Source organism: Pseudomonas sp. AFG_SD02_1510_Pfu_092, from assembly GCF_003331055.1.
Taxonomy (GTDB): domain Bacteria; phylum Pseudomonadota; class Gammaproteobacteria; order Pseudomonadales; family Pseudomonadaceae; genus Aquipseudomonas.
Genome location: NZ_PUQD01000026.1, coordinates 41,713 through 66,960, shown reverse-complemented (window position 1 = coordinate 66,960; position 25,248 = coordinate 41,713). Strand labels below are relative to the sequence as shown.

Below are 25,248 nucleotides of genomic sequence, written 5' to 3'. Positions count from 1 at the left end.
CGCGCGCCCCCCCCCGCCCGGCCCCGGGGGCCCCCCCTCTTATTGCCCCCCCCCCCCCCCCCGCCCCCCCCGGGGGGGGGGCGGCGCCCCCCGGCGATGGGCTGCGCAGCAGCCCCAATCAATTTACTTGGCGGAGGTCTGCTCAGCCAAAGCCACCGCACGGAACATCGCCCGGCGCTTGTTGATGGTCTCTTCCCACTCCAGCGCCGGCACCGAATCGGCAACGATGCCGCCGCCGGCCTGCACATGCAGTTCACCGTCCTTGATCACGGCGGTACGGATGGCAATCGCGGTATCCATGTTGCCGTTCCAGGCGAAGTAACCCACCGCGCCACCGTAAACCCCACGCTTGACCGGCTCCAGCTCGTCGATGATCTCCATCGCACGAATCTTCGGCGCCCCCGAAAGCGTGCCGGCCGGCAGAATCGCCCGCAGTGCGTCCATCGCCGTCAGCCCTTCACGCAGCTGGCCGGTGACGTTGGAAACGATGTGCATCACGTTGGAATAACGCTCGATCACCATCTTCTCGGTCAGCCGCACACTGCCGGTCGACGACACCCGTCCCACATCGTTGCGGCCCAGGTCGATCAGCATCAGGTGCTCGGCGATCTCCTTGTCGTCCGACAACAGGTCGTCTTCCAGCGCCCGGTCGGCTTCCTCGGTCGCGCCACGCGGACGCGTGCCGGCGATCGGGCGCACGGTGACCAGGTTGTCCTCGACACGCACCAGCACCTCGGGCGAGCTGCCGACCACATGGAAGTCGCCAAAGTTGAAGAAGTACATGTACGGCGTCGGGTTGAAGCAGCGCAGCGCGCGGTACAGGTCGATAGGCGCAGCCTTGAAGTCGATCGACATGCGCTGCGACGGCACCACCTGCATGCAGTCACCGGCCAGGATGTATTCCTTGATGCGGCCGACAGCGTTCTCGTAATCCTCGCGGGTATAACTGGAGCGGAATTCCGGCTCGGCAGCCTGCGGGCCACTCAGGTCCAGGCCACGACGTGGGGTGATCGGCTGGCGCAGGGTTTCCAGCAGGCCTTGCAGGCGTGCCTGGCCCTGTTCGAACGCCTGTTCTTGAGCCGGGTCGACCAGCACGATGGCGTGCATCTTGCCCGCCAGGTTATCGAACACCACCACCGCGTCGGACACCATCAGCAGAATGTCCGGCACACCCAGCGGGTCCGGGTTGGGGCTGGCGCCCAGGCGCTTTTCCACATAGCGCACGCAGTCGTAGCCGAAGTAGCCGACCAGGCCACCGTTGAAACGCGGCAAGCCTGGAATATCGGCGACCTTGTAGCGCTCCTTGAAGGTTTCGACGAAGGCCAGCGGGTCGTCGACCTCGTGGCTTTCCACTTCTACGCCATCCTGCAAGATGCTGACGTGGTAACCGTGCACACGCATAACGGTGCGCGACGGCAAGCCGATCATCGAGTAACGGCCCCACTTCTCGCCGCCCTGCACCGACTCGAGCAGATACGAGTTGGGCTGGTCGGCCAGTTTCAGGTAGATCGACAGCGGGGTATCGAAGTCGGCCAGGGTTTCGCAGGCCAGGGGAATGCGGTTGTAGCCGGCAGCGGCCAGGCGCAGGAATTCTTCGCGGGTCATGGGTAGCCTCGTGGCAAGCAGCAATAGGTCAGGCAAACGGACGGGCCGGCACGCGCCGGCAGGCTGAAATCAGGCGCGCCAACGCCAACGGGCCAGGGCCTTGATGACTTTCATCCAGAATTTGCCAGTGACCGCCACGGTGGACTCTCTGTCTTGTGAGGCTTGAAGGTCCGCCAACGTTATCCCAGTGGCCGGGTCTGCGCAACCGGGCAGCAATGCGCGCAAGTCGTCGATCACCAGGCTGGGCGACTCATCGTGGATCGGCCGGCCATGGTTGTAGCCGTAGGTCAGGCCCACGCACTGCACGCCAGCGGCCTTGGCCGCCAGTACATCGCTGCGCGAATCGCCGACGAACAGCGATTGTTGCGGGGTGACGCCGGCCATCTGCATGACGAACAGCAGCGCCGCCGGGTCGGGTTTTTTCTGTGGCAGGGTGTCGCCACCGATGATCCAGCGGAAGTAGTTGCCGATCTTCATCTGGTCCAGCAGCGGGCCGACGAAGCGCTCGGGCTTGTTGGTGATCAGCGCCATCTCCACACCCCGCTTGCGCAGCCAGCGCAGGGTGTCCTGCACGCCGGGGTAGACCACGGTGAGTTCATGGCTTTCGGCATAGAACTGCATGAACAGCGCCAGCGCCTGCTCGGCCAGCGCATCGTCCACGGCGGCGTGATCGATGCCACCGGCCAGCGCCCGGCGCACCAGCACCTGGGCGCCATTGCCCACCCACTGGCGCACCGCTTCCAGGCCGGCGGGCGGGCGCCCCAGTTCGAGCAGCATGCGGTCCACGGCGGCAGCCAGGTCTGGTACGGAATCGATCAGGGTACCGTCCAGATCGAACATCACCAGCTTGGGCAGCGCCCCCGGGAACAGCTGCTCGAAGCCGCTCATGGGCGGGCCTGAGCCAGTTCGGCGCGCATCCTGGCGATGACTTCCTGGTAGTCCGGGGCGTTGAAGATCGCCGAGCCGGCCACGAAGGTATCGGCGCCAGCGGCAGCGATCTCGCGGATATTGTTGACGTTGACGCCGCCGTCGATTTCCAGGCGGATATCACGGCCGCTGGCGTCGATCAGCGCACGCGCCTCGCGCAGCTTGTCGAGCGTGCCAGGGATGAACTTCTGCCCGCCGAAGCCCGGGTTGACGCTCATCAGCAGCACCATGTCGATCTTGTCCATCACGTACTTCAGGGCGTCCAGGCTGGTGGCCGGGTTGAACACCAGGCCGGCCTTGCAGCCACCGTCCTTGATCAGCTGCAGCGAGCGGTCGATGTGCTGCGAGGCTTCCGGATGGAACGTGATGTAGGTGGCGCCGGCTTCGATGAAATCGCCGATGATGCGGTCGACCGGGCTGACCATCAGGTGCACGTCGATCGGTGCGGTGACGCCATACTTGCGCAGGGCGGTGCAGACCATCGGGCCGATGGTCAGGTTGGGTACGTAGTGGTTGTCCATGACATCGAAGTGGACGATGTCGGCACCCGCGGCCAGTACCTTGTCGACGTCCTCACCCAGGCGGGCGAAGTCGGCAGAGAGAATGGAGGGGGCAATAGCGTAGGGCTGCATGGCGCACCTGTTGGCAGAATCACGGTGGCGCGCATTGTAACCCAGGGAAGCAGATGAAGGCTGATTAGCATCAACCCGTACCGGCCTCTTCGCGGCTAAAGCCGCTCCCACAGGGACCGCGCAGGCCTCGAAAGCTGCACAAATCCTGTGGGAGCGGCTTTAGCCGCGAAGAGGCCAGCACAGGCAACATCCCGTCAACCAGGCTGCTGGGTTCTCAGCTTCTCGCTGCGCCCTCGCAACCACTCCAGGGTCAGCAGCAACACTACCGAGAAGGCAATCAGCAGGGTCGCCGCCGCGGCGATGGTCGGGCTGAGGTTCTCGCGGATACCACTGAACATCTGCCGTGGCAGGGTCGCCTGCTCCGGGCCGGCGAGGAACAGTGTCACCACCACCTCATCGAACGAGGTGGCGAAGGCGAACAATGCCCCGGAAATCACCCCAGGGGCAATCAGCGGCAGGGTCACCCGGCGGAAGGCCAGCAGCGGCGAGGCACCCAGGCTGGCCGCCGCCCGCACCAGGTTGTAATTGAAACCCTGCAGCGTCGCCGACACGGTGATGATGACGAACGGTACACCCAACACCGCATGCACCAGAATCAGCGAGGTGAAGCTGTTGCCCATGCCCAGCGGGGCGAAGAACAGGTAGCTGGCCACGCCGATGATCACCACCGGCACCACCATCGGCGAAATCACCAGCGCCATCACCAGCGACTTGCCCGGGAAGTCGCCACGGGTCAGGCCGATGGCCGCCAGGGTGCCAAACACCATGGCCAGCACGGTGGCCGCCGGGGCGACGATAATGCTGTTCTTCAGGGCCCGCATCCACTCGGCCGAGCCGAAGAAATCCTGGTACCAGTGCAGCGAGAAGCCTTGCAGCGGGTACACCAGGAAACTGCCACTGTTGAACGACAGCGGCACGATCACCAGCACCGGCAAGATAAGGAACAGCAGGATCAGACCGCAAAGAATGCGCAGGCTGTAGAACCAGACCCGCTCTACGGGCGACATGTATGGGCTCAGCATGACAAGGCTCCTCAGCTCAGGCGCAGGCGGCTGGCGCCGACCAGCCAGCTATAGATCAGGTACAACAGCACGGTCGCCAGCAGCAACAGCCCGCCCAACGCGGTGGCCATGCCCCAGTTGATGCTGGTGTTGGTGTAGAAGGCGACGAAGTAGCTGACCATCTGGTCGTTCGGGCTGCCCAGCAGCGCCGGGGTGATGTAGTAGCCGATGGCCAGAATGAACACCAGCAGGCAGCCGGCGCCAACCCCGGCGTAGGTCTGCGGGAAGTACACGCGCCAGAAGCTGGCGAACGGGTGGCAGCCCAGCGAGATCGCGGCGCGCATGTAGCTGGGCGAAATCCCCTTCATCACGCTGTACAGCGGCAGGATCATGAACGGCAACAGAATGTGCACCATCGAGATGTACACGCCGGTACGGTTGAACACCAGTTCCAGCGGCTGGTCGATGATGCCCATGGCCATTAGCGCGCTGTTGATCAGGCCGCCCGACTGCAGCAGCACGATCCACGCCGCCACCCGCACCAGGATCGAAGTCCAGAACGGCAGCAGCACGAGGATCATCAGCAGGTTGCTCTGCCGGGTCGGCAGGTTGGCCAGCAGGTAGGCCAGCGGGTAGGCCAGCACCAGGCAGATGGCGGTGATCACCACACCCATCCACAGGGTGCGGGCAAAAATATCCAGGTAGATGGCCTGGTCCGGGGTGGCCTTGGCCAGCTCGCCAAGGTCGTCGATACGGTGGTCGAGCGAAGCCAGCAGGTAGAACGAAGTCACTGTGCTGGTATTGCGGCGGATAGCCTGCCAGTAGGCCGGGTCGCCCCAGCGCTCGTCGAGCGCTTGCAAGGCATCCCTATAGGAAGCGGGTTCGCTCTTGAACGGCAACGCGCGTGCGGTCTTGGCCAACAGGCTGCGGTAGCCGGCCAGCTCCATGTTCAGGCGCTTGGACAGGTCGCCCAGGGTCTGGTTCTTGCGCGATTCGGCCAAGTCCTGGCTCAGCGCCTTGTACACGTCTTCGCCGGGCAGGCTCTTGCCATCCCACTGGCTGATGATGTCGACCGTGCGCGGCAGGCCGCCAACCACTTCCGGGTTGCCGACGCTCTTGTACAGCAGCGCCGCGATCGGCACCAGGAACACCAGCAGGAGGAACAGCGCCAGCGGCGCGATCAACGCCTGCGCCTTCCAGCGGTTGACCCGCTCGGCGTGCTTGAGGCGCTGCTTGAGACTTGAACCGGCGCCTTCTTTGAGGGGCACTGCAATGGCCATGGCGAACTCCGCGATACGAACTGAAAAATGGGGCTGCTGCGCAGCCCATCGCCGGCAAGCCAGCTCCCACAGGTACTGCACTGGCTTCGAGGCTTCTGATCCTGTGGGAGCTGCCCCTACAGGTACTGCCCTGGCTTCGAGGCTTCTGATCCCTGTGGGAGCTGCCCCTACAGGTACTGCACTGGCCTCGAGGCTTCTGATCCCTGTGGGAGCTGCCCCTACAGGTACTGCACTGATCTCGGGGATGGCGCGGTCCCTGTGGGAGCTGGCTTGCCGGCGATGGGCCGCTTTGCGGCCCCCTGCACTGGTCGCTTACTTCTTCGCCGCCCAGGCGTTGAAGCGTTGCTCCAGCTGCTCGCTGTTGTCGGCCCAGAAGGCCACATCGATCTGCACCTGGTTGGCGATGTTCTCAGGCGTGGTCGGCATGTCCTTCTTCACCTCATCCGACAGCAGGCTGACGGCCTTGGAGTTGGCCGGGCCATAGGCGATGTTCTCGGAGTAAGTCTTCTGCTGCTCGGGCTGTACGCTGAAGGCGATGAATTTCTTCGCTTCGTCGGCATCCTTGGCACCTTTCGGAATGGCCCAGGCGTCGAAGTCGTAGATACCGCCGTTCCACACTACCTTCAGGTTGCTCTCTTTCTGCACGGCAGCGATGCGCCCGTTGTAGGCCGAGCTCATGACCACGTCACCCGAAGCCAGGTACTGCGGCGGCTGGGCGCCGGCTTCCCACCACTGGATGCTTGGCTTGAGTTCGTCGAGTTTCTTGAAGGCGCGGTCCACGCCCTCTTTGGTGCCCAGCACCTGGTACACCTCCTTCGGCGCCACACCATCGGCCATCAGGGCGAATTCCAGGGTGTACTTGGCGCCCTTGCGCAGGCCGCGCTTGCCCGGGAATTTCTTGGTGTCCCAGAAATCCGCCCAGCTGGTAGGCGCGCTTTTGAGCTTGTCGGCGTTGTACGCCAGTACCGTGGACCACACGAAGAAGCCAACGCCGCATGGCTGGATGGCACCCGGCACGTAGTCGGCCTGGTTGCCGAACAGGGCCGGGTCGAGCTCTTCGAACATGCCCTCGTCGCAACCGCGGGCCAGCTCCGGCGATTCCACTTCCACCAGGTTCCACGACACGCTCTTGGTGTCGACCATGGCTTTGACCTTGGCCATTTCGCCGTTGTATTCGCCAGCGACGATCTTGCCCTTGCCGGCCTTTTCCCACGGTTCGTAGAACGCCTTGACCTGAGCTGCCTTGTTGGCACCGCCGAACGAAACCACGGTCAGGTCTGCGGCCATCGCCTGGCCAGCGGCGAACAGCCCCAGGGCCAGGGCGGTCAGTTTCAACTGCTTGCGCATTATTATTCTCTCCACAAGTACAGGGTTGGTGAAGCAATCCATCAATGGGCTTCGGCAATCGGATCGAGCGCGCGGGCGTGCTCCACCTCCCAGCCCAGCGGTACCACATCGCCCACGGCCAGGGCCGGGTCGAGCTCGGCAATCGGCTGCTTCACGAAGAAGTCGCCCTTGCCGCAAACTTCCAGGCGCACCCGCACGTGGTCGCCCAGGTAGATGAATTCGGCCACCCGCCCAGAGAAGCGGTTCACGCAGCTTTCGCTGTGGCCGTTCAGGCGCACGCGTTCCGGGCGGATCGACAGGGTCACCGGCTCGCCGGCCTGGCCGACGTTCACCGCCAGCGCCTCGACCCGCTCACCACGCGGCAACTGCACCTGGCAGCGTTTGCCGTCACTGGCCAGCAAGGTGCCGTTGATGCGGTTGTTCTCGCCGATGAAGTTGGCGACGAAGGTGTTGCAGGGTTCTTCATACAGCGTGCGCGGGTCGGCGATCTGCTGGATTTCGCCCTGGTGGAATACCGCCACGCGGTCGGACATGGTCAGTGCTTCGCCCTGGTCGTGGGTCACGTACACCACGGTCACGCCCAGGCGCTGGTGGATGTGCTTGATCTCCATCTGCATGTGCTCGCGCAGCTGCTTGTCGAGAGCACCCAGCGGTTCGTCCATCAGCACCAGCTGCGGCTCGAACACCAGTGCCCGGGCCAGTGCCACGCGCTGCTGCTGGCCGCCGGACAGCTGGCCCGGGTAGCGTTTGGCGAAGGCGTCCAGCTGGACCATGTTCAGCACGCGCTTGACCCGCTCGCTGATGTCGGTCTTGCTCAGGTTGCGCACGGTCAGCGGGAACGCCAGGTTCTCGGCTACGGTCATGTGCGGGAACAGCGCATAGTTCTGGAACACCATGCCGATGTCGCGCTTGTGCGGCGGCACGTTGTTGATCGAACGCCCGGCCAGCTGGATTTCACCGGCAGTGGGGGTTTCGAAACCGGCCAGCATCATCAGGCTGGTGGTCTTGCCCGAACCGGACGGGCCAAGCAGGGTGAGGAACTCGCCCTTGCGGATTTCCAGGTTGAGGTCTTTGACGATCAGCGACTCGCCGTCGTAGCTCTTCTGCACACCACGGAAGCTGACCAGCGTTTCGCTGGTTGCAGCGTTCGACTTCGCCTCGCTCATGCCTGCACCTTCTTGTTGGATGACTGCGTAGGCAAAGACTAGACAAGCCGCAAGCGCCGGGAAATCGGCCGTACTGAGAGAATGCCATCATCCGGTTGGAAGATTTGTTGTAGGGATTGCCCTACAAGGATGGCGGGTTTGGAATGTTCGCCTCAGCCCTGCTGCGTCTCCTGTGGGAGCGGGTTCACCCGCGAAGAGGCCAGCCCAGGCAGCGCAGATGGCAGGTCAGGCCCTTTCGCGGGTGAACCCGCTCCCACAGGGGGCGCGTAAGCCTGTGGGAAGTGCATGTCGCAATCAGACCAGCTTGTGCTCCATGGCGTACTTCACCAGCTCCGCCAGCGAGTTCACCTTCAGCTTCTGCATCAAGCGCGCCTTGTGCGTGCTGATGGTCTTGCTCGACAGCGCCAGCTGCTGGGCGATGTCGTTGACGTTGGCGCCTTGGGCCAGGCGTTCGAACACCGAAAACTCTCGCTCCGACAGCAGCGTATGCAGCGGCCGCGATTCGGTCAGGCCCACTTCGAACACCATGCGGTCGGCCAGCGCCGGGTCGATATAGCGCCCGCCGCCGGCAACCCGGCGAATCGCGGTCAGCAACAGTGCCGGGTCGCTGTCCTTGGTGGCGTAGCCCGCCGCCCCGGCCTTCAGCGCCCGTGCGGCCATCTGCGCTTCATCGTGCATCGACAGCATGAGGATGGCCGGCGCATCGTGCAAAGCGCGGATCCGCGGGATCGCCTCCAGGCCGCTTACCCCGGGCATCGAGATATCCAGCAACACCACCTCGCACGGCGTGTGGCGCAGGGTGTCCAGCAACTGTTCGCCATTACCGGCCTCGCCCACCACCTGCATGTCTTTGGCCAGGCCAATCAATTGCTTGATGCCTTCGCGGACAATGGTGTGGTCTTCGGCCACCAGCACTCGAATCACGATCGCTCTCCTACTCCAACGGAATGGCCACGCTCAGGCTGGTGCCTTCACCCGGTTCACTGTCCAGCGCCATGCTACCGCCCAGCATCAGCACCCGCTCCCGCACGCCCACCAGGCCGAATGACGCGGGCCGCGGCTGGTCACGGCAAAACCCCTGGCCATCATCGCTGACGGTCATGCGCAACTGCCTGTCCTCACGCACCAGCTCGATCTCCACGCTGTGCGCCTGGGCGTGGCGCATGACATTGGTCAGCGCCTCTTGCAGGATGCGGAACAGCCCGGTGGCCTTGGCATCGCTCAATGCTGGCAGATTATCCGGTACTTGCACCAGACAGGGGATTTGCGTGCGCGCCTCGAAGCGCCGCGCCTGCCATTCGATGGCCGAGGCAATGCCGGCATCGAGGATCGGCGGGCGCAAGGCGGTGGCCACATCGCGCACCAGCTGGAACAGCTGGGCGATCAGGCGCTTCATGCTGTCCAGGCGCTCATTCAAGCCTGGGTCCAGCTCGGCAAAGGCCAGTTCGCACATCGACACTTCCAGCTTGAGCACGGTCAGCATCTGCCCCAGTTCATCGTGCACTTCGCGGGCGATCCGGGCCTTCTCTTCCTCGCGCACGCTCTCCAGGTGGGCCGACAGTTCGCGCAGCTGTTCCTGGGAGCTGGCCAGCGCCAACTCGGCCCGCTTGCCCTGGGTGATGTCCCACACCACGCCGTCCCACACCACCTGGCCGTTGCCCAGGCGCCGGGTACTGGCCTTGATGTCGGCCCAGCGCTGTTCCCCCTGGCGGGTGAGGATGCGCCCCTGCCAGGACCAGTCCTGGTCACTGGCCAGGGCCAGGTCCTGGACGCGATGGTAATCGGCGCGGTCCTCGGGGTGCACCAGGTTGCGCAAGCCCATTTGCGGGTGCTGGATCTCGCTGGGCGTGTAACCTACCAGGGCTTCGCTGCCCTCGCTGATGTAGGGGAATTCCAGGTCGCCTTCGGCCGGGTCGCGCTCCAGACGGAACACCAACCCAGGCACATTGCCGGCAATGCCCTTGAGCCGCGCCTCGCTTTCACGCAAGGCCGCCAGGGCGCGGTGGCGCTCGGTCACGTCGGCGAGGTAGACCACCAGGTATTCGGAATCACGAAAGCGCAGGAAGCTCAGCGACAGCTCCACCGGCAACAGGCTCTGGTCGGCCCGCCGGCACTGCGTCTCGAACTGGCCGACACCGCCTGCCCCGGTGCGCGCGCCCTTCCACAGCTCCAGCCAGCGGTCCATGTTCAGGCTGGGCTCGAAGTCGCTCAGCGGCCGCTCCAGCAGCGCGCCCTCACCGTAGCCGAGCATGCGTTCGGCGGCATGGTTGGCGTAGCGCACGTGGCTGTCCCAGTTGACCCAGAGGATGCCCACCGTACTCTGGTCGATGGCGAACTGGCTCAGGCGCAACGCCTCCTCGCGCACCTGCCGCTCCACCAGGCTTTCCCGCGTGGCCAGCAGGCTGCGCTCCAGCTGGCGTTGCTGCCGGCGTTGCCAGACCAGGGTGGCCAGAGCGCACAACAGCAGCATGCCGGACAGCAGGGCCAGGTTCTGCCAGAAACCGGTGGATTCGCTCAGGCGTGGATACTTCGGCTGCAGCCAACGTTGGTGCAGTTGCTCCAGTTCCTTGGCCGGCAGTGCCTGGAGGCCCCGTTCGAGCACATCGGCAAGCAGCGGCCAGTCGCGTCGCGAACCGATGCGCAGCAGCTGCGGCAGGCCGATATCACCGACCACGGCCAGTTCGCTGAACTCGCTCTCGCGTGACAGGCGGCTGAGCTGGGCTTCATCCAGTACGGCGAAACTGGCCTGGCCGCCCACCACCAGTTGCAGGGCCTCGCGTTCGTTGGGCACCCCTTGCAGGTTGAGGTTGCTGTAGTTGCCGCGCAGGTAGTCGGCCAGCTGGCTGGGCATGCGCACCGCCACCCGCTGCTCGGCCTCGAGCGCTTCCAGCTCCACGGCCATGCTCCCGGTGCGCGGCCCCACCACCAGTTGCGGTACGCGCATGTACGGGTCGCTGAACAACCACAGGCGCAGGCTGGCCGGGGTCTGGGTAAGGCCGGGGGCAAAGTCGATTTCACCGGCTTGCAGAGCATGTTCGAGGCTGGCCTGGTCGGCGAAATTGCGCCAGGTCAGGTCCAGGCGCAGCGCCTGTGCCAGGCTGCTCACCAGTTCCACGTTGGCCCCGTACAGTTGTTGCAAGCGCCGGTCGAACTGGGCGTAGGGGGCCTGCAGCACCAAGCCGACCCGCAGGCTGCGGTGGCTGTCCAACCATTGCTGTTGAGCGGGTTCCAGGGCAACCGTGGGCTGCGCCTCGGGCCTGGCCAATGCAATCAAGGGCAGCCACAAACAGCCGATAACCAACAGGCGACGCACTCGCTTCATCTATACGCTCGTCTTGGCAAAGGCGGCCATGCAGCATGGCCGTCACGGGCAAATACTATTAGGCTGCCGGTATCATTCTGGCCTTGGGTTGACTCATGTCCACACTTTATCGCACGACGCTGGCAATGTGCTGCCTGGCATCGATCGTTCCACTCGGCGCCCTGGCCGCCGATGCCGAAACACCACCCGCCGCCACCGAGGCAGCTGCTGTCGAGGCCCCGCGCCCGCCATTGCTGGAGCGCAGCCAGGAAGATGCCCAGGCCCTCGAACGGCTGGTACCCAAGGCCGAGCAACAGACCCTGCAGGCCGGTGCCGACAGCTTCCTCGCCCTGTGGAAGCCGGCCAATGACAGCGACCCACAGGGGGCAGTGATCATCGTTCCCGGCGCTGGCGAAACAGCGGACTGGCCGAACGCGGTCGGCCCATTGCGGCAGAAGTTTCCCGATATCGGCTGGCACAGCCTGAGCATCAGCCTGCCCGACCTGCTCGCCGACAGCCCGCAGGCGCGGGTCGAGGCCAAGCCGGCTGCCGACCCGGTGCTCGATAAAGGCGAAAGCGCCCCGGCCAAGGATGTGCCGGCGGATGCCAATGCCAACGTCGCCCAGGCGACTGCGGCCGATGCCGACACGGCAGAGAGCACCGACGCCAAACAGGCCAGCGAACAAACCGACCCGGCCGATGCCGAGCGCGTTTTCGCTCGCCTGGATGCGGCAGTGGCCTTTGCCCAGCAGCGCAACGCTCGCAAGATCGTACTGATCGGCCATGGCAGTGGCGCCTATTGGGCGGCCCGCTACCTGAGCGAGAAGCAGCCCCCGCAGGTGCAGAAGCTGGTGATGGTGGCTGCGCAGACGCCGGCGCGGGTGGAGCATGACCTGGAAAGCCTGGCCCCGACCCTGAAGGTGCCGACTGCCGACATCTACTACGCCACCCGCAGCGTGGACCGCAACGCAGCCCAGCAACGCTTGCAGGCCAGTAAACGGCAGAAGGACAGCCAGTATCGGCAGATGTCGCTGATTGCCATGCCGGGGAACAAGGCGGCCGAGCAGGAACAGTTGTTCCGCCGGGTACGGGGGTGGATGAGTCCGCAGGGTTGATCCAAAATCGCCGGAGCATGTCACGCTGTTTCCAGGCTGGCGCTGCACTTGTGGGAGCGGGTTTACCCGCGAAGCCAGCGGCGCGGTGGATGGCACCGGCTTTGCCGGTGTTCGCGGCCATGGCCGCTCCCACAGGTACTGCGCAAGCCCAAGGCTGCATCGTTCCCTGTGGGAGCGGGCAAGCCCGCGAAGCAGGCGACGCGAAGGATGGCACCGGCTTTGCCGGTGTTCGCGGCCATGGCCGCTCCCACAGGTACTGCGCAAGCCCAAGGCTGCACCGTTCCCTGTGGGAGCGGGCAAGCCCGCTCCCACAGCGTCAACGCGCCTTGGCTTCTATAGGCCCCGACGCTTGCGGATCATGGCATAAGCCTGATGCAACTCTCGGGTCCGTTCAGTCGCTTCCCGCACCCGCGCCTCACTGGCCCCCGTACCCGCCAGCTTGTCCGGGTGGTGCCGGCTGACCAGCCGACGATACGCCTGCTTGACCTTGTCACCATCGGTGTCTGCCTCCACCGCCAGCAAGCGCAACGCCGCCGCATAGGTCATGGCCGCGCCTTCCGGCCCCACCGCCTTGCGCGGTTCGTACTCCAGCGACATGGCTTGCACCTGGCGTCGGCTCAGGCCCAGTTTCTGGCCCCAGTCCAGCAGCAACTCGCGCTCCTTGTTGCCCATCTTGCCGTCCGCCCAGACCATGCGCCAACAGGCCCGCAGGGTGCCTTCCGCCGCATGCGGCTGCTGGCGAATACGCCGCAAGTGCCCGCTCAGCCGGTCTTTGCCCGCCTTGCCACGGTTGAACGCGGCGATCGCCCGTAGCCGGGCGGCCTCGGCCAGGTCCAGGCGCACCATCTCTTGGCGCGCCTGCTGGATATGCTGCTCGGCTACCCTGCCATCGCACTTGGCCAGGCGCCCGAGCATCACGAACAGCAACTCGTCGTCCTGCATGGCCGGGCGCCCGCCCAAGCGCTCGCGCAGGTCCTCCCAGCCTTGCAGACGCAGGCGGCGATCCAGGGCCTGGCCGAGCAACGCGCCGAGCAGGGCACCGGGGATGCTGGCAACGGCAAACCCGGCACCGGCACCTATCACCGTGCTTGGCCACCACATATCAGGCCAGCCCGCCGATCAGGCGCTCAGCCTCGGCCAGGCGCTCGAGCGTACCGACATCCACCCAGTGCCCACGGTAGTGCTCGCCACTGACCTGCCCCGCCGCCATGGCCTGGCGCAGCAACGGCGCAAGCTTGAAGGCACCGGGCTGGCAACCTGCGAACAAGGCCGGGTGCAGCAGCGAAAGGCCGCTGAAGGTCAGCGTGCCGGGCGCATCGTCGCCATCGACTACCTGCCCGTCCACCAGGCGGAAGTCACCGCGGCCGTGATGGCCAGGGTTGTCGACCAGCACCAGGTGCGCCAGGCCCTGCAGGGGGGCCTGCAAACGTGCGAAGTCGTAGTCGGTCCAGATATCGCCGTTGACCAGCAAGAAAGGCGCGTCACCCAGCAATGGCAACGCCTTGAAGATGCCACCGCCGGTTTCCAGCGGCTCGCCTTCTGGCGAGTAGCAAATGCTCAGGCCGAAACGGCTGCCATCACCCAGGTGATCCTCGATCTGCTGGCCGAGCCAGGCATGGTTGATCACGACCTCGGTGACACCCGCCGCAGCCAGCGACCGCAGGTGATACTCGATCAGCGGCTGGCCGGCGACCGCAACCAGCGGTTTTGGCGTGTGCAGGGTCAACGGGCGCATGCGCTCGCCTTTGCCTGCCGCCAGAATCATTGCCTTCATGCACGCGCTCCGGCCTGCAACTCGGCAATCAGCTCACCCAGCTCCGCCAATTCGGGGCGGCGGCTGATCACTTCTTCTATATAGGCGAAGAAGCGCGGCACGTCGCCCAAGTAGCGGGGTTTGCCGTCGCGGTGGCAGATGCGGGCGAAGATGCCGATCACCTTCAAGTGGCGCTGCACGCCCATAAGGTCGCTGGCTCGCTGGAACGTTTCGAAGTCGGCCTGCACCGGGATACCGGCAGCCTGCGCCTGCTGCCAGTAGTCGCGCAACCAGCCTTCGACCCGCGCCTGCGGCCAGCTAAGGAAGGCGTCCTTGAACAGACAGGTGATGTCGTAGGTGACCGGGCCATACACCGCATCCTGAAAGTCCAGCACCCCAGGGTTAGGGCTGCTCTGCATCAGGTTGCGCGGCATGTAGTCGCGGTGCACCAGCACCTTGGGCTGGGCCAGGGCGCTGTCGATCAGCAACTGGCTGACGCGCTGCCAGGTGGCTTTCTGGGTGTCGCTCAAGGCCAGGCCAAGCTCACGCCCCACATACCATTCGGGGAACAGTTCGACCTCGCGGCGCAGCAGGGCGTCGTCATAGCTGGGCAACCCGGCGTCCATCGGCAGGCGCTGGAACTTCAGCAACGCGTCGATGGCGTCGGCGAACAGGCCGTCGGCATTGTCGGCATCAATGATATCAAGGTATGTCTGATGGCCCAGGTCACCCAGCAGCAAGAACCCGCGCTCCAGGTCCTGGGCATGGATCAGCGGCACGTGTACGTCGGCGCTGGCTAGCAGCTGGTCGATAGCGACGAACGGTCGGCAGTTTTCCTGCGGCGGCGGTGCATCCATGATCACGAAGCTGTGACCGGCGCCCTGCCAGCGGAAGTAACGGCGGAAGCTGGCGTCGCTGCTGGCAGGCGTCAGGCTGCCTGCGGGCACTTCACCCCAGGCGTTGTTGCGGAAAAGATCATTGAGCTGCTCGGCGAGCCAGACCGTCAGTTGTTGCAGGCGTACATCGTGTTCAGGCATTACAAGGGTCTCCGACGGCCCTAGCCGTCAAGCGGGTCATGCTTTATTATCCAGCATCTTTTTCAGACCATCGAGAGGCGTGCGGCCCCACACGCGGGCAGATGGCACGCAGGAAGCCCGGACTAATAAGATGGCATTGAAATCCCCCGCGTTTCGTAGAAAGTTCCCGTTGCTGGTAACCGGCGGTCTGCTGGCCTTGCAACCTCTGGCCACGTCTTACGTGGTGGCCGCCGAACAGTTTGACTGCCAAGTGTCCGCCTCCGGTGGTTGGGACTGCAAGCCCAAGACCCCAGTCAACAACCTGCCGCCGCGCCCGGTGCATGAAGGTGCTGCCGTCAGCAGTGGCACCGAAGCCGCGAGCGAAGGCGAAACCGCCGACCGCCCGATGCTGGTCACCGAGGCCAAGGGCCGTGCCCTGAAGTCGCGCAGCGAAGACTACAGCCACCTGGACTGGGTCCCGCGTGAAAAGCTCACCGCCGCGCAGCTGGCCGAAACCGGCCCGTACTGCGGTGGTGCGTATATCGAGCCGACCCGCCCGGGCATGGCCGACACCACGCCGAAGGACGAGTCGCCGACCTACATCAACGCCAAGGTATCCAAGTACCAGCAGGAGCAGCAGATCGCTACCCTCGCCGGTGATGTGGTGATGCGCCAGGGCAGCATGCAGGCCGAGGCCGACGAGGCCAACCTCTACCAGACCGAAAACCGTGGCGAGCTCAAGGGCAACGTGCGGATCCGTGACAACGGTTCGCTGGTGGTCGGTGACGAGGCACAGATCCAGCTCGACACCGGCGAAGCCCAGGTCGACAACGCCGAATACGTGATGCACAAGTCGCACATCCGCGGCAGTGCCCTGTACGCCAAGCGTGGCGAAAACGCCATCATCCGTCTCAAGGACGGTACGTACACCACCTGCGAACCGGGCAGCAACGCCTGGCAGCTGAAGGGCAACAACATCACCCTGAACCCGGCCACCGGTTTCGGTACCGCGACCAACGTCACGCTGCGGGTCAAGGATTTCCCGGTGTTCTACACACCGTACATCTACTTCCCGATCGACGACCGTCGCCAGTCCGGCTTCCTGCCGCCATCGTTCAGCAGCACCAGCGACACCGGCTTCATGCTGGTCACGCCGTACTACTTCAACCTGGCGCCGAACTACGACGCCACGTTGTACCCGCGCTACATGACCAAGCGCGGCCTGCTGATGGAAGGCGAGTTCCGCTACCTGACGCCTTCCAGCGAAGGCCAGTTCGGTGCTGCGTACCTCAACGACAAGAACGACGACCGCAAAGACCAGACTGACTATAAAGAACAGCGCTGGATGACCAACTGGCAGCACAAGGGTGGGTTGAACGAGCGGCTGATGACCGAGGTGGATTACACCGACATCAGCGACCCGTTCTACTTCCAGGACCTGGAGTCCGACCAGATCGGTGTTGAGACCCAGGACCTGCTGAACCAGCAAGGTGCACTGACCTACCGTGGCGACAGCTACACCGCGCGGTTGAACGTGCATGCCTACGAGATGGCGACCATCTCGAGGATTACCCCGTATGATCGTCTGCCGCAGATTACCTTCAACGGTAAGCTGCCGTACGAACCAGGTGGGCTCAACATTGCCTACGAAACCGAGGCAGTCCGCTTCGATCGAGATCTGAAAGACGATTTCGTGCTGGATAAGGACGGCAACCCGGACTTCTCCGCGGGTGCAGCAGGCCGCCGTCTGGACGAGAACGTCAGCGGTATTGCCCGCGCCAACGGCAACCGTTTCAACGTCGCGCCGTCGATCAGCCTGCCGATGGAAGCCAGCTACGGTTTCCTGACTCCCAAGCTGAAGTACGCCTATACCCACTACGACCTGGACCTGGACAGCCAGGGCAAAACCCAGGCTATCGCGCAATCGGCCAACCCGGCGTACGGCAGCTACAACAGCTCGCTGAACCGCGATATCCCGATCTTCAGCGTGGACAGCGGGCTCTACTTCGACCGCAATACGTCGTTGTTCGGCACCAACTACAAGCAGACCCTCGAACCGCGCATGTTCTATCTCTACGTCCCGTATGAGGACCAGAAGGACATCCCGCTGTTCGACTCGGGCGAGACGCTGTTCAGCTACGACTCGCTGTTCCGTGACAACCGCTTCAGCGGCACCGACCGTATCGGTGACGAGAACAAACTGTCGCTGGGCGTGACTACCCGCTGGATCGAAGACAACGGTTTCGAGCGCCAGAACTTCAGCCTCGGTCAGGCGTACTACTTCAAGGATCGCAAGGTCCAGCTGCCAGGCATCAATTACAAAGAGCGCGCGGATTCGCAGTCCGACGTATCCCCGTACGCCCTGGTGTACAACTACTTCTTCAACCGCGACTGGCGCTTCAATTCGGACTTCAACTGGGACCCGGACAGCCGCAGCACCCGCTCGGGCAGCGCGATGTTCCATTACCAGCCTGAAGACAACCCGAACAAGGTGGTCAACCTCGGTTATCGCTACCGCAACGACACCATCTCCTACGACTCTGCGACCGGCACGTGGAAAGTGGGCGGAGGCGACTACGGTGTTCCTGGTAGCCCGAACTACATCAAGGACTACTACAAGATCCAGCAGCATGACTTCTCGGTCATCTGGCCGATCGTTCCGCAGTGGAGCGTCATCGCTCGCTGGCAGCATGACTACAACCGCAACCGCACCCTGGAAGCCATGGGTGGTTTCGAGTACGACAACTGCTGCTGGAAGCTGCGCCTGATCAACCGCTACTGGATGGACTACGACGACTTCAGCCAGGCACTTCCGACAAACGAAAAAGGCGACCACGGCATCTTCCTTCAGATCGTCCTGAAAGGCCTCGGTGGTGTAGTCGGCAACAAGGTCGAATCTTTCCTCGACCAAGGCATTCAAGGTTACCGTGAACGTGAAGACCAAGCTTATTGATCGACTGCGCCCGGCGTTGCTGGGCGTTGCATTGCTGAGTGGCGCGGTGCATGCCGCGGTGCAACCTCTTGATCGCGTGGTGGCCATCGTCGACAACGACGTGGTCATGCAAAGCCAGCTGGACCAGCGCGTCCACGAGGTGCAGCAAACCATCGCCAAGCGCGGCGGCGGCGTGCCGCCGACCGGCGCCCTGGAACAGCAGGTGCTGGAACGCCTGATCGTCGAGAACCTGCAGCTGCAGATCGGCGAGCGCTCCGGCATCCGCATCACCGACGAAGAACTGAACCAGGCGGTGGGCACCATTGCCCAGCGCAACGGCATGTCGATGGACCAGTTCCGCGCGGCCCTGGCCCGTGACGGCCTGTCGTTCGACGATGCCCGCGAACAGATCAAGCGCGAGATGATCATCAGCCGCGTGCGCCAGCGCCGCGTGGCCGAGCGCATCCAGGTATCCGAGCAGGAAGTGAAGAACTTCCTCAACTCGGACCTGGGCAAGATGCAGATGTCGGAAGAGTACCGCCTGGCCAACATCCTCATCCCGACCCCGGAAGCGGCCAACTCGGAAGCCATCCAGGCCGCCGCGCGCCAGGTCGGCGAGGTGTACCAGCAGCTCAAGCAGGGCGCGGACTTCGGCCAGATGGCCATCGCCCGCTCCGCCAGCGAAAACGCCCTGGAAGGCGGCGAGATGGGCTGGCGTAAAGCCGGCCAGCTGCCACCGGACTTCGCCAAGATGCTCAGCAGCATGCCGGTGGGTGAAATCACCCAGCCGATCCGCATCCCCAACGGCTTCATCATCCTCAAGCTCGAGGAGAAGCGCGGTGGCAGCGAGAACGTGCTGCGTGACGAAGTGCACGTGCGCCATATCCTGATCAAGCCAAGCGAAATCCGCAGCGAGGCGGCTACCGAGCAACTGGCCGAGCGCCTGTACGAGCGCATCAGCAACGGCGAAGACTTCGCCGAGCTGGCGAAGAGCTTCTCGGAAGACCCAGGTTCGGCGCTCAACGGCGGCGACCTCAACTGGGTCGACCCGAACAGCCTGGTGCCGGAGTTCCGCGAACAGATGGCCAACGCTGCCCAAGGCGAAGTCACCCGTCCGTTCAAGACCCAGTACGGCTGGCACGTTCTGGAAGTGCTGGGCCGCCGTGCCACCGACAGCACCGAGCAGGCGCGTGAACAGCAGGCCATGAGCGTACTGCGCAACCGCAAATACGACGAAGAGCTGCAGACCTGGCTGCGCCAGATCCGCGACGAAGCCTACGTTGAAATCAAGCTGCCTGGCGCTGACCAGGCCGCCCAGTGAAGCCCCTGCGCTTCGCCGTCACCCCCGGCGAGCCGGCCGGCATAGGCCCCGACCTGTGCCTGCTGCTCGCCGCAGACGCCCAGCCTCACCCCCTGATCGCCATCACCAGCCGTGACCTGCTCGCCGAGCGGGCCACGCAGCTGGGGCTGGTTGTCAACCTGTTGCCGGTAGCGCCGGGCCAATGGCCCGAGCAGCCGGCGCCAGCGGGTAGCCTGTACGTCTGGGATACCCCCCTGGCAGCCCCGGTAGTGCCAGGCCAGCTCGACAAGGCCAATGCGGCGTTCGTGCTGGAAACCCTGACCCGTGCCGGGCAAGGTTGCCTGGGCGGGCATTTCGCCGGGATGATCACCGCCCCCGTGCACAAGGGCGTGATCAACGAAAGCGGTATCGCCTTCTCTGGGCATACCGAGTTCCTCGCCGAACTGACTCACACCGCGCAAGTGGTAATGATGCTGGCCACCCGCGGCCTGCGTGTGGCCCTGGTGACCACGCACCTGCCACTGCGCGACATTGCCGATGCCATCACTGCCGAGCGCGTCGAGCGTGTAGCCCGTATCCTGCATGCCGACATGCGCGACAAGTTCGGCATTGCCAACCCGCGCATCCTGGTGTGCGGCCTCAACCCGCACGCGGGTGAGGGCGGCCACCTCGGCCGCGAGGAAATCGACATCATCGAGCCGACCCTGGCCCGCCTGCGTGCCGAAGGCATGGACCTGCGCGGGCCACTGCCGGCCGATACCCTGTTTACCCCCAAATATCTGGAGCACTGCGACGCGGTGCTGGCGATGTACCATGACCAGGGCCTTCCCGTACTCAAGTACAAAGGCTTTGGCGCCGCAGTCAACGTGACCCTGGGCCTGCCGATCATCCGCACATCGGTCGACCACGGCACCGCCCTGGACCTGGCCGGTACCGGCAAGGTCGACACCGGCAGCCTGCGCGTCGCGCTGGAAACCGCCTACCAGATGGCCGAGAACCGACCATGAACGAGCAATACCAACACCGGGCGCGCAAGCGCTTCGGCCAGAACTTCCTGCACGACGCCGGCATCATCGACCGCATCCTGCGCGCCATCAATGCCAAGGCGGGCGAACACCTGCTGGAAATCGGCCCGGGCCAGGGTGCCCTCACCGAAGGCCTGCTGGGTAGCGGCGCACAGCTGGATGTGGTGGAACTGGACAAGGACCTGGTGCCGATCCTGCAACACAAGTTCGCCGACCGTGGCAATTTCCGCCTGCACCAGGGCGATGCGCTGAAGTTCGACTTCAACCAGCTGGGCGTGCCACCGCGCAGCCTCAAGGTAGTGGGCAACCTGCCCTACAACATCTCCACCCCGCTGATCTTCCACCTGCTCAGCCATGCCGGGCTGATCCGCGACATGCACTTCATGCTGCAGAAGGAAGTGGTCGAGCGCATGGCCGCCGGCCCTGGTGGTGGCGATTGGGGGCGTCTGTCGATCATGGTGCAATACCACTGCCGGGTAGAACACCTGTTCAACGTAGGCCCTGGCGCCTTCAACCCGCCGCCGAAAGTGGACTCGGCCATCGTCCGCCTGGTGCCGCACGAAGTGCTGCCCCACCCCGCCAAGGATGCAAAACTGCTGGAGCAGGTGGTACGCGAAGCCTTCAACCAGCGCCGCAAGACCCTGCGCAACACCCTGAAAGGCCTGCTCGACAGCGCGGCCATCGAGGCTGCCGGGGTGGACGGCAGCCTGCGCCCTGAACAGCTGGACCTGGCGGCCTTCGTGCGTCTGGCTGACCAGTTGGCCGATCAGCAGCAAGCCTGATTTAGCCGGTACCGGCCTCTTCGCGGGTAAACCCGCTCCCACAGGAATTGCACAGCCCTTGAATTCTGTGCGTTCCCTGTGGGAGCGGGTTTACCCGCGAAGGGGCCAGCACTGACGACAAAGGCCTCAAGGCCCTGCACCGCTGGCCCTCCCCCCTCTCAATGGCCTAGACTGCATTACTGCGTCAGTTCGCCCAAGGCCCTTGCATGTCCGACCCCCGCTATCAGATCGACGTCAGCGTCGTGACCCGCTACCTCAAAGAACAATCCGACCCCGAAAACAGTCGTTTCGCTTTCGCCTACACCATTACCGTGCAGAACAATGGCTCGCTCAAGGCCAAGCTGCTGTCGCGCCACTGGCTGATCACCAACGGTGACGGCGAGGTCGAGGAGGTGCGCGGAGCCGGTGTGGTCGGCCAGCAGCCCAATATCGACCCAGGCCAGAGCCACACCTACAGCAGTGGCGCCGTCATCAGCACCCGCGTGGGCACCATGCAGGGCAGCTACCAGATGTTCGCCGAAGACGGCAAACGCTTCGATGCCGAGATCGCCCCCTTCCGCCTGGCAGTGCCCGGGGCGCTGCACTGATGGCTACCTACGCCGTCGGGGACCTGCAGGGCTGCCTGCAACCACTCAAGTGCCTGCTCGAACGGGTCAGCTTCAACCCTGCCGTCGACCGCCTGTGGCTGGTCGGCGACCTGGTCAACCGCGGCCCCGAGTCGCTGGAAACCCTGCGCTTCCTTTATTCGATCCGCCAATCGCTGGTGTGCGTGCTGGGCAACCATGACCTGCACCTGCTGGCCGCCTGGCACAACGTCGAACGCCTGAAGAAAAGCGATACCCTGCGCGAAATCATCGAAGCACCGGACGCCGACCAGCTGCTCGACTGGCTGCGCCAGCAGAAGCTGCTGCATTACGACGAACCCCGTGGCATTGCCCTGGTGCACGCCGGCATCCCGCCGCAGTGGACGCTGGGCAAAGCCCTGGCGCTGGCTGCCGAGGTCGAGGAAGTGCTACGCGACGACGGCCGCCTGAAGCTGTATCTGGATGGCATGTACGGCAACGAACCGAACAAGTGGAGCAAGAACCTCGGCGGCGTCGAACGCCTGCGGGTGATCACCAACTACCTCACACGCATGCGCTTCTGCACCGCCGAGGGCAAGCTCGACCTCAAGAGCAAGGAGGGCCTGGAGACCGCGCCCAGAGGCTACAAGCCCTGGTTCGCGCACAAGGACCGGCGCTCTCGCCACGTGAAGATCATCTTCGGCCACTGGGCCGCCCTGCAGGGGCGGGTCGATGAGCCCGGCATCATCGCCCTGGACACCGGCTGCGTGTGGGGCGGCGCCATGACCCTGTACAACGTCGACAGCGGCGAATATCACCACTGTGACTGCGCCGACGACGGCAACCTGCGCGCACCTACACAACCCACTACACTCAACGACCACACCTGAAGGAAGTAGTCCCCATGAGCGAATTCAAGCGCATCCCTCCCGAGCAGGCCTTGGAGCTTCGCAAGCAACCCGGTGCGGTCGTGGTCGATATTCGCGACCACCAGGCTTTCGCCGCCGGCCATATCACCGGCGCCAAGCATCTGGATAACCATTCGGTCGCCGAGTTCATCCGCGATGCCGACCTCGATGCCCCGACCCTGGTGGTGTGCTACCACGGCAACTCCAGCCAGAGCGCCGCTGCCTATCTGGTGAACCAAGGCTTCTCGGACGTATACAGCGTGGACGGCGGCTTTGAGCTGTGGCGCGCCACCTACCCGGCCGAGACCGCCCAGGGCACTGCCGAATAATTTTTTCATTTTTACTGCAGCCCGCGCCCGGTGCGGGCTCGCGGCTTATCTGACGAACGGTCGTTCGCAACTTCTCCGCCCCTCGCCCTTGACCTTGCGGATAACCAACTATTCTTAAGCGCAGGCCATCCAGAAAAAGGGGAGAGCCGGTACACCGGCGTGCGGGTCATCGGTAGCGTTACAGGGTGTTCTGGGGGGTATACAGCAATCGGCAAACCCGGTTGCATGCCAGCATCAGCTGACTGATCCGGCGTCGTCTCCACGTATCGAGCGAGGTGACGTCATGAGTATTTTTAGCCACTTCCAACAACGTTTCGAGTCTACGCGCCAGGAAGAACTCTCGCTGCAGGAGTACCTCGAGCTGTGCAAAGAGGATCGCAGCGCCTACGCATCGGCGGCCGAACGGCTGTTGCTGGCCATCGGTGAGCCAGAGCTGATCGACACCTCTACCAACTCCAGGCTGTCGCGCATCTTCTCCAACAAGGTTATCCGCCGCTATCCGGCGTTTGCCGACTTCCATGGCATGGAAGAGTGCATCGACCAGATCGTGTCCTACTTCCGCCACGCCGCCCAAGGCCTGGAAGAGAAGAAACAGATCCTCTACCTGCTGGGCCCGGTGGGCGGCGGCAAATCGTCGCTGGCCGAGAAACTCAAGCAGCTGATGGAAAAGGTACCGTTCTACGCCATCAAGGGCTCTCCGGTATTCGAGTCGCCGCTGGGGCTGTTCAACGCCACCGAAGACGGCGCCATCCTCGAGGAAGAGTTCGGCATCCCGCGGCGCTACCTCAACACCATCATGTCGCCCTGGGCCACCAAGCGCCTGCAGGAATTCGGCGGCGACATCAGCAAGTTCAAGGTGGTGAAGCTGTACCCGTCGATCCTCAACCAGATCGCCATCGCCAAAACCGAACCGGGCGACGAGAACAACCAGGACATTTCGGCCCTGGTCGGCAAGGTGGATATCCGCAAGCTCGAGGAATTCCCGCAGAACGACGCCGATGCCTACAGCTATTCGGGCGCGCTGTGCCGGGCCAACCAGGGCCTGATGGAATTCGTCGAGATGTTCAAGGCCCCGATCAAGGTCCTGCACCCGTTGCTCACCGCCACCCAGGAAGGCAACTACAACAGTACCGAAGGCCTGGGCGCCATCCCCTACTCCGGGATTCTGCTGGCCCACTCCAACGAATCGGAGTGGCACACCTTCCGTAACAACAAGAACAACGAGGCGTTCATCGACCGGATCTACATCGTCAAGGTGCCGTACTGCCTGCGCGTCAGCGACGAAATCAAGATCTACGACAAGCTGCTGATCAACAGCTCCCTGGCCAAGGCCCACTGCGCGCCAGACACGCTGAAGATGCTCGCCCAGTTCACCGTGCTGTCGCGGCTCAAGGAGCCGGAAAACTCCAACATCTACTCGAAGATGCGGGTATATGACGGGGAAAACCTCAAGGACACCGATCCGAAGGCCAAGTCGATTCAGGAGTATCGCGATTCCGCTGGCGTCGATGAAGGCATGAACGGCTTGTCGACCCGCTTCGCCTTCAAGATCCTGTCCAAGGTGTTCAACTTCGACCCGCATGAGGTAGCGGCCAACCCGGTGCACCTGCTGTATGTGCTGGAACAGCAGATCGAGCAGGAGCAGTTCCCTGCCGAAGTGCGCGAGCGCTACCTGCGCTACCTGAAGGAATACCTGGCCCCGCGTTACATCGAGTTCATCGGCAAGGAAATTCAGACCGCTTACCTGGAGTCCTACAGCGAATACGGCCAGAACATCTTCGACCGCTATGTGCTGTACGCCGACTTCTGGATCCAGGACCAGGAATACCGCGACCCGGAAACCGGCGAAATCCTCAACCGTATCGCCCTCAACGAAGAACTGGAGAAGATCGAGAAGCCGGCGGGCATCAGCAACCCGAAAGATTTCCGCAACGAAATCGTCAACTTCGTGCTGCGTGCGCGCGCCAACAACAATGGCAAGAACCCGAGCTGGCTGAGCTACGAAAAGCTGCGGGTGGTGATCGAGAAGAAAATGTTCTCCAACACCGAAGACCTGCTGCCGGTCATCAGCTTCAACGCCAAGGCCAGCAAGGAGGACCAACAGAAACACAACGACTTCGTCACGCGGATGGTGGAGCGTGGCTACACCGACAAACAGGTTCGTCTGCTGTCGGAATGGTACCTGCGGGTCAGGAAATCGCAATAAGGCGGCAAGCTACAGGCCGCAAGCTGCACGCTGTCCGGCGCCGGGCGCAAGCCCGGCACG

At 63.9% G+C, this 25,248-nt stretch carries 21 protein-coding genes; 9 read left to right on the top strand and 12 right to left on the bottom strand.

Going from position 1 to position 25,248, the window contains the following annotated elements; all coding sequences use genetic code 11:
- Positions 1-123 precede the first annotated feature (123 nt).
- From trpE to C6A77_RS13375, 9 genes are all read right to left on the bottom strand, one after another.
- On the bottom strand, positions 124-1,605 hold the full coding sequence (gene trpE / locus C6A77_RS13415; protein ID WP_114169899.1) for an anthranilate synthase component I: 1,482 nt from the start codon (positions 1,603-1,605) through the stop codon (positions 124-126).
- A gap of 69 nt (positions 1,606-1,674) precedes the next feature.
- Positions 1,675-2,493 (bottom strand): phosphoglycolate phosphatase, encoded by an 819-nt coding sequence (locus C6A77_RS13410; protein ID WP_114169898.1) that lies wholly within the window; start codon positions 2,491-2,493, stop codon positions 1,675-1,677.
- The gene (rpe, locus tag C6A77_RS13405) at positions 2,490-3,164 is read right to left on the bottom strand and encodes a ribulose-phosphate 3-epimerase (RefSeq protein WP_003260678.1); all 675 of its coding nucleotides are present in this window, start codon (positions 3,162-3,164) and stop codon (positions 2,490-2,492) included. Before rpe ends, C6A77_RS13410 begins: the two co-directional genes overlap by 4 nt.
- A 194-nt stretch (positions 3,165-3,358) precedes the next feature.
- The gene (locus C6A77_RS13400; protein WP_114169897.1) at positions 3,359-4,186 is read right to left on the bottom strand and encodes an ABC transporter permease; all 828 of its coding nucleotides are present in this window, start codon (positions 4,184-4,186) and stop codon (positions 3,359-3,361) included.
- Positions 4,187-4,197: 11 nt separating this feature from the next.
- Positions 4,198-5,445 carry an ABC transporter permease gene (locus C6A77_RS13395; RefSeq protein ID WP_114169896.1) on the bottom strand — a complete coding sequence of 416 codons (1,248 nt, stop codon included), beginning with the start codon at positions 5,443-5,445 and terminating at the stop codon, positions 4,198-4,200.
- A gap of 312 nt (positions 5,446-5,757) precedes the next feature.
- A complete protein-coding gene (locus C6A77_RS13390) occupies positions 5,758-6,792 on the bottom strand; it encodes an ABC transporter substrate-binding protein (protein ID WP_114169895.1) in 1,035 nt (344 codons plus the stop codon).
- Between the two features lie 41 nt (positions 6,793-6,833).
- Positions 6,834-7,958, bottom strand: coding sequence for an ABC transporter ATP-binding protein (locus tag C6A77_RS13385; RefSeq protein ID WP_016715779.1), 1,125 nt, complete (start codon positions 7,956-7,958; stop codon positions 6,834-6,836).
- A 294-nt stretch (positions 7,959-8,252) separates the two neighbouring features.
- Complete coding sequence (locus C6A77_RS13380) at positions 8,253-8,885, bottom strand: response regulator transcription factor (RefSeq protein WP_178082386.1); 633 nt, start codon at positions 8,883-8,885, stop codon at positions 8,253-8,255.
- Between the two features lie 7 nt (positions 8,886-8,892).
- On the bottom strand, positions 8,893-11,280 hold the full coding sequence (locus C6A77_RS13375) for a sensor histidine kinase (protein WP_114169893.1): 2,388 nt from the start codon (positions 11,278-11,280) through the stop codon (positions 8,893-8,895).
- A 95-nt stretch (positions 11,281-11,375) separates the two neighbouring features.
- On the opposite strand from C6A77_RS13375, the gene C6A77_RS13370 reads away from it, so the two are divergent.
- Positions 11,376-12,374, top strand: coding sequence for an alpha/beta hydrolase family protein (locus C6A77_RS13370; protein WP_114169892.1), 999 nt, complete (start codon positions 11,376-11,378; stop codon positions 12,372-12,374).
- Positions 12,375-12,707: 333 nt separating this feature from the next.
- Here C6A77_RS13370 and C6A77_RS13365 read toward each other — a convergent pair whose 3' ends face one another.
- Genes C6A77_RS13365 through C6A77_RS13355 form a run of 3 tightly spaced genes read right to left on the bottom strand, consistent with a single transcriptional unit; the run spans position 12,708 to position 15,164 of the window.
- On the bottom strand, positions 12,708-13,475 hold the full coding sequence (locus C6A77_RS13365; protein ID WP_114169891.1) for a TerB family tellurite resistance protein: 768 nt from the start codon (positions 13,473-13,475) through the stop codon (positions 12,708-12,710).
- Between the two features lies 1 nt (position 13,476).
- The gene (gene murU, locus C6A77_RS13360) at positions 13,477-14,148 is read right to left on the bottom strand and encodes an N-acetylmuramate alpha-1-phosphate uridylyltransferase MurU (RefSeq protein WP_114169890.1); all 672 of its coding nucleotides are present in this window, start codon (positions 14,146-14,148) and stop codon (positions 13,477-13,479) included.
- On the bottom strand, positions 14,145-15,164 hold the full coding sequence (locus C6A77_RS13355; RefSeq protein ID WP_114169889.1) for a phosphotransferase: 1,020 nt from the start codon (positions 15,162-15,164) through the stop codon (positions 14,145-14,147). The genes murU and C6A77_RS13355 overlap by 4 nt, the downstream gene beginning before the upstream one ends.
- 130 nt (positions 15,165-15,294) lie before the next feature.
- On the opposite strand from C6A77_RS13355, the gene C6A77_RS13350 reads away from it, so the two are divergent.
- The 8 genes from C6A77_RS13350 (at position 15,295) to C6A77_RS13315 (ending at position 25,188) form a co-directional block, all read left to right on the top strand.
- Positions 15,295-18,096, top strand: coding sequence for an LPS-assembly protein LptD (locus tag C6A77_RS13350; RefSeq protein WP_114169888.1), 2,802 nt, complete (start codon positions 15,295-15,297; stop codon positions 18,094-18,096).
- Positions 18,077-19,396 (top strand): peptidylprolyl isomerase SurA, encoded by a 1,320-nt coding sequence (gene surA, locus C6A77_RS13345; RefSeq protein ID WP_114169887.1) that lies wholly within the window; start codon positions 18,077-18,079, stop codon positions 19,394-19,396. Before C6A77_RS13350 ends, surA begins: the two co-directional genes overlap by 20 nt.
- Positions 19,393-20,382 (top strand): 4-hydroxythreonine-4-phosphate dehydrogenase PdxA, encoded by a 990-nt coding sequence (gene pdxA, locus C6A77_RS13340; RefSeq protein ID WP_114169886.1) that lies wholly within the window; start codon positions 19,393-19,395, stop codon positions 20,380-20,382. Before surA ends, pdxA begins: the two co-directional genes overlap by 4 nt.
- Positions 20,379-21,182 (top strand): 16S rRNA (adenine(1518)-N(6)/adenine(1519)-N(6))-dimethyltransferase RsmA, encoded by an 804-nt coding sequence (gene rsmA, locus C6A77_RS13335; RefSeq protein WP_114169885.1) that lies wholly within the window; start codon positions 20,379-20,381, stop codon positions 21,180-21,182. Before pdxA ends, rsmA begins: the two co-directional genes overlap by 4 nt.
- 206 nt (positions 21,183-21,388) lie before the next feature.
- Positions 21,389-21,769 carry a Co2+/Mg2+ efflux protein ApaG gene (gene apaG / locus C6A77_RS13330; RefSeq protein WP_012270198.1) on the top strand — a complete coding sequence of 127 codons (381 nt, stop codon included), beginning with the start codon at positions 21,389-21,391 and terminating at the stop codon, positions 21,767-21,769.
- Complete coding sequence (locus tag C6A77_RS13325; protein WP_114169884.1) at positions 21,769-22,635, top strand: symmetrical bis(5'-nucleosyl)-tetraphosphatase; 867 nt, start codon at positions 21,769-21,771, stop codon at positions 22,633-22,635. Before apaG ends, C6A77_RS13325 begins: the two co-directional genes overlap by 1 nt.
- Before the next feature lie 14 nt (positions 22,636-22,649).
- Complete coding sequence (gene glpE / locus C6A77_RS13320) at positions 22,650-22,982, top strand: thiosulfate sulfurtransferase GlpE (RefSeq protein ID WP_114169883.1); 333 nt, start codon at positions 22,650-22,652, stop codon at positions 22,980-22,982.
- Between the two features lie 283 nt (positions 22,983-23,265).
- A complete protein-coding gene (locus C6A77_RS13315; RefSeq protein ID WP_114169882.1) occupies positions 23,266-25,188 on the top strand; it encodes a PrkA family serine protein kinase in 1,923 nt (640 codons plus the stop codon).
- Positions 25,189-25,248 lie beyond the last annotated feature (60 nt).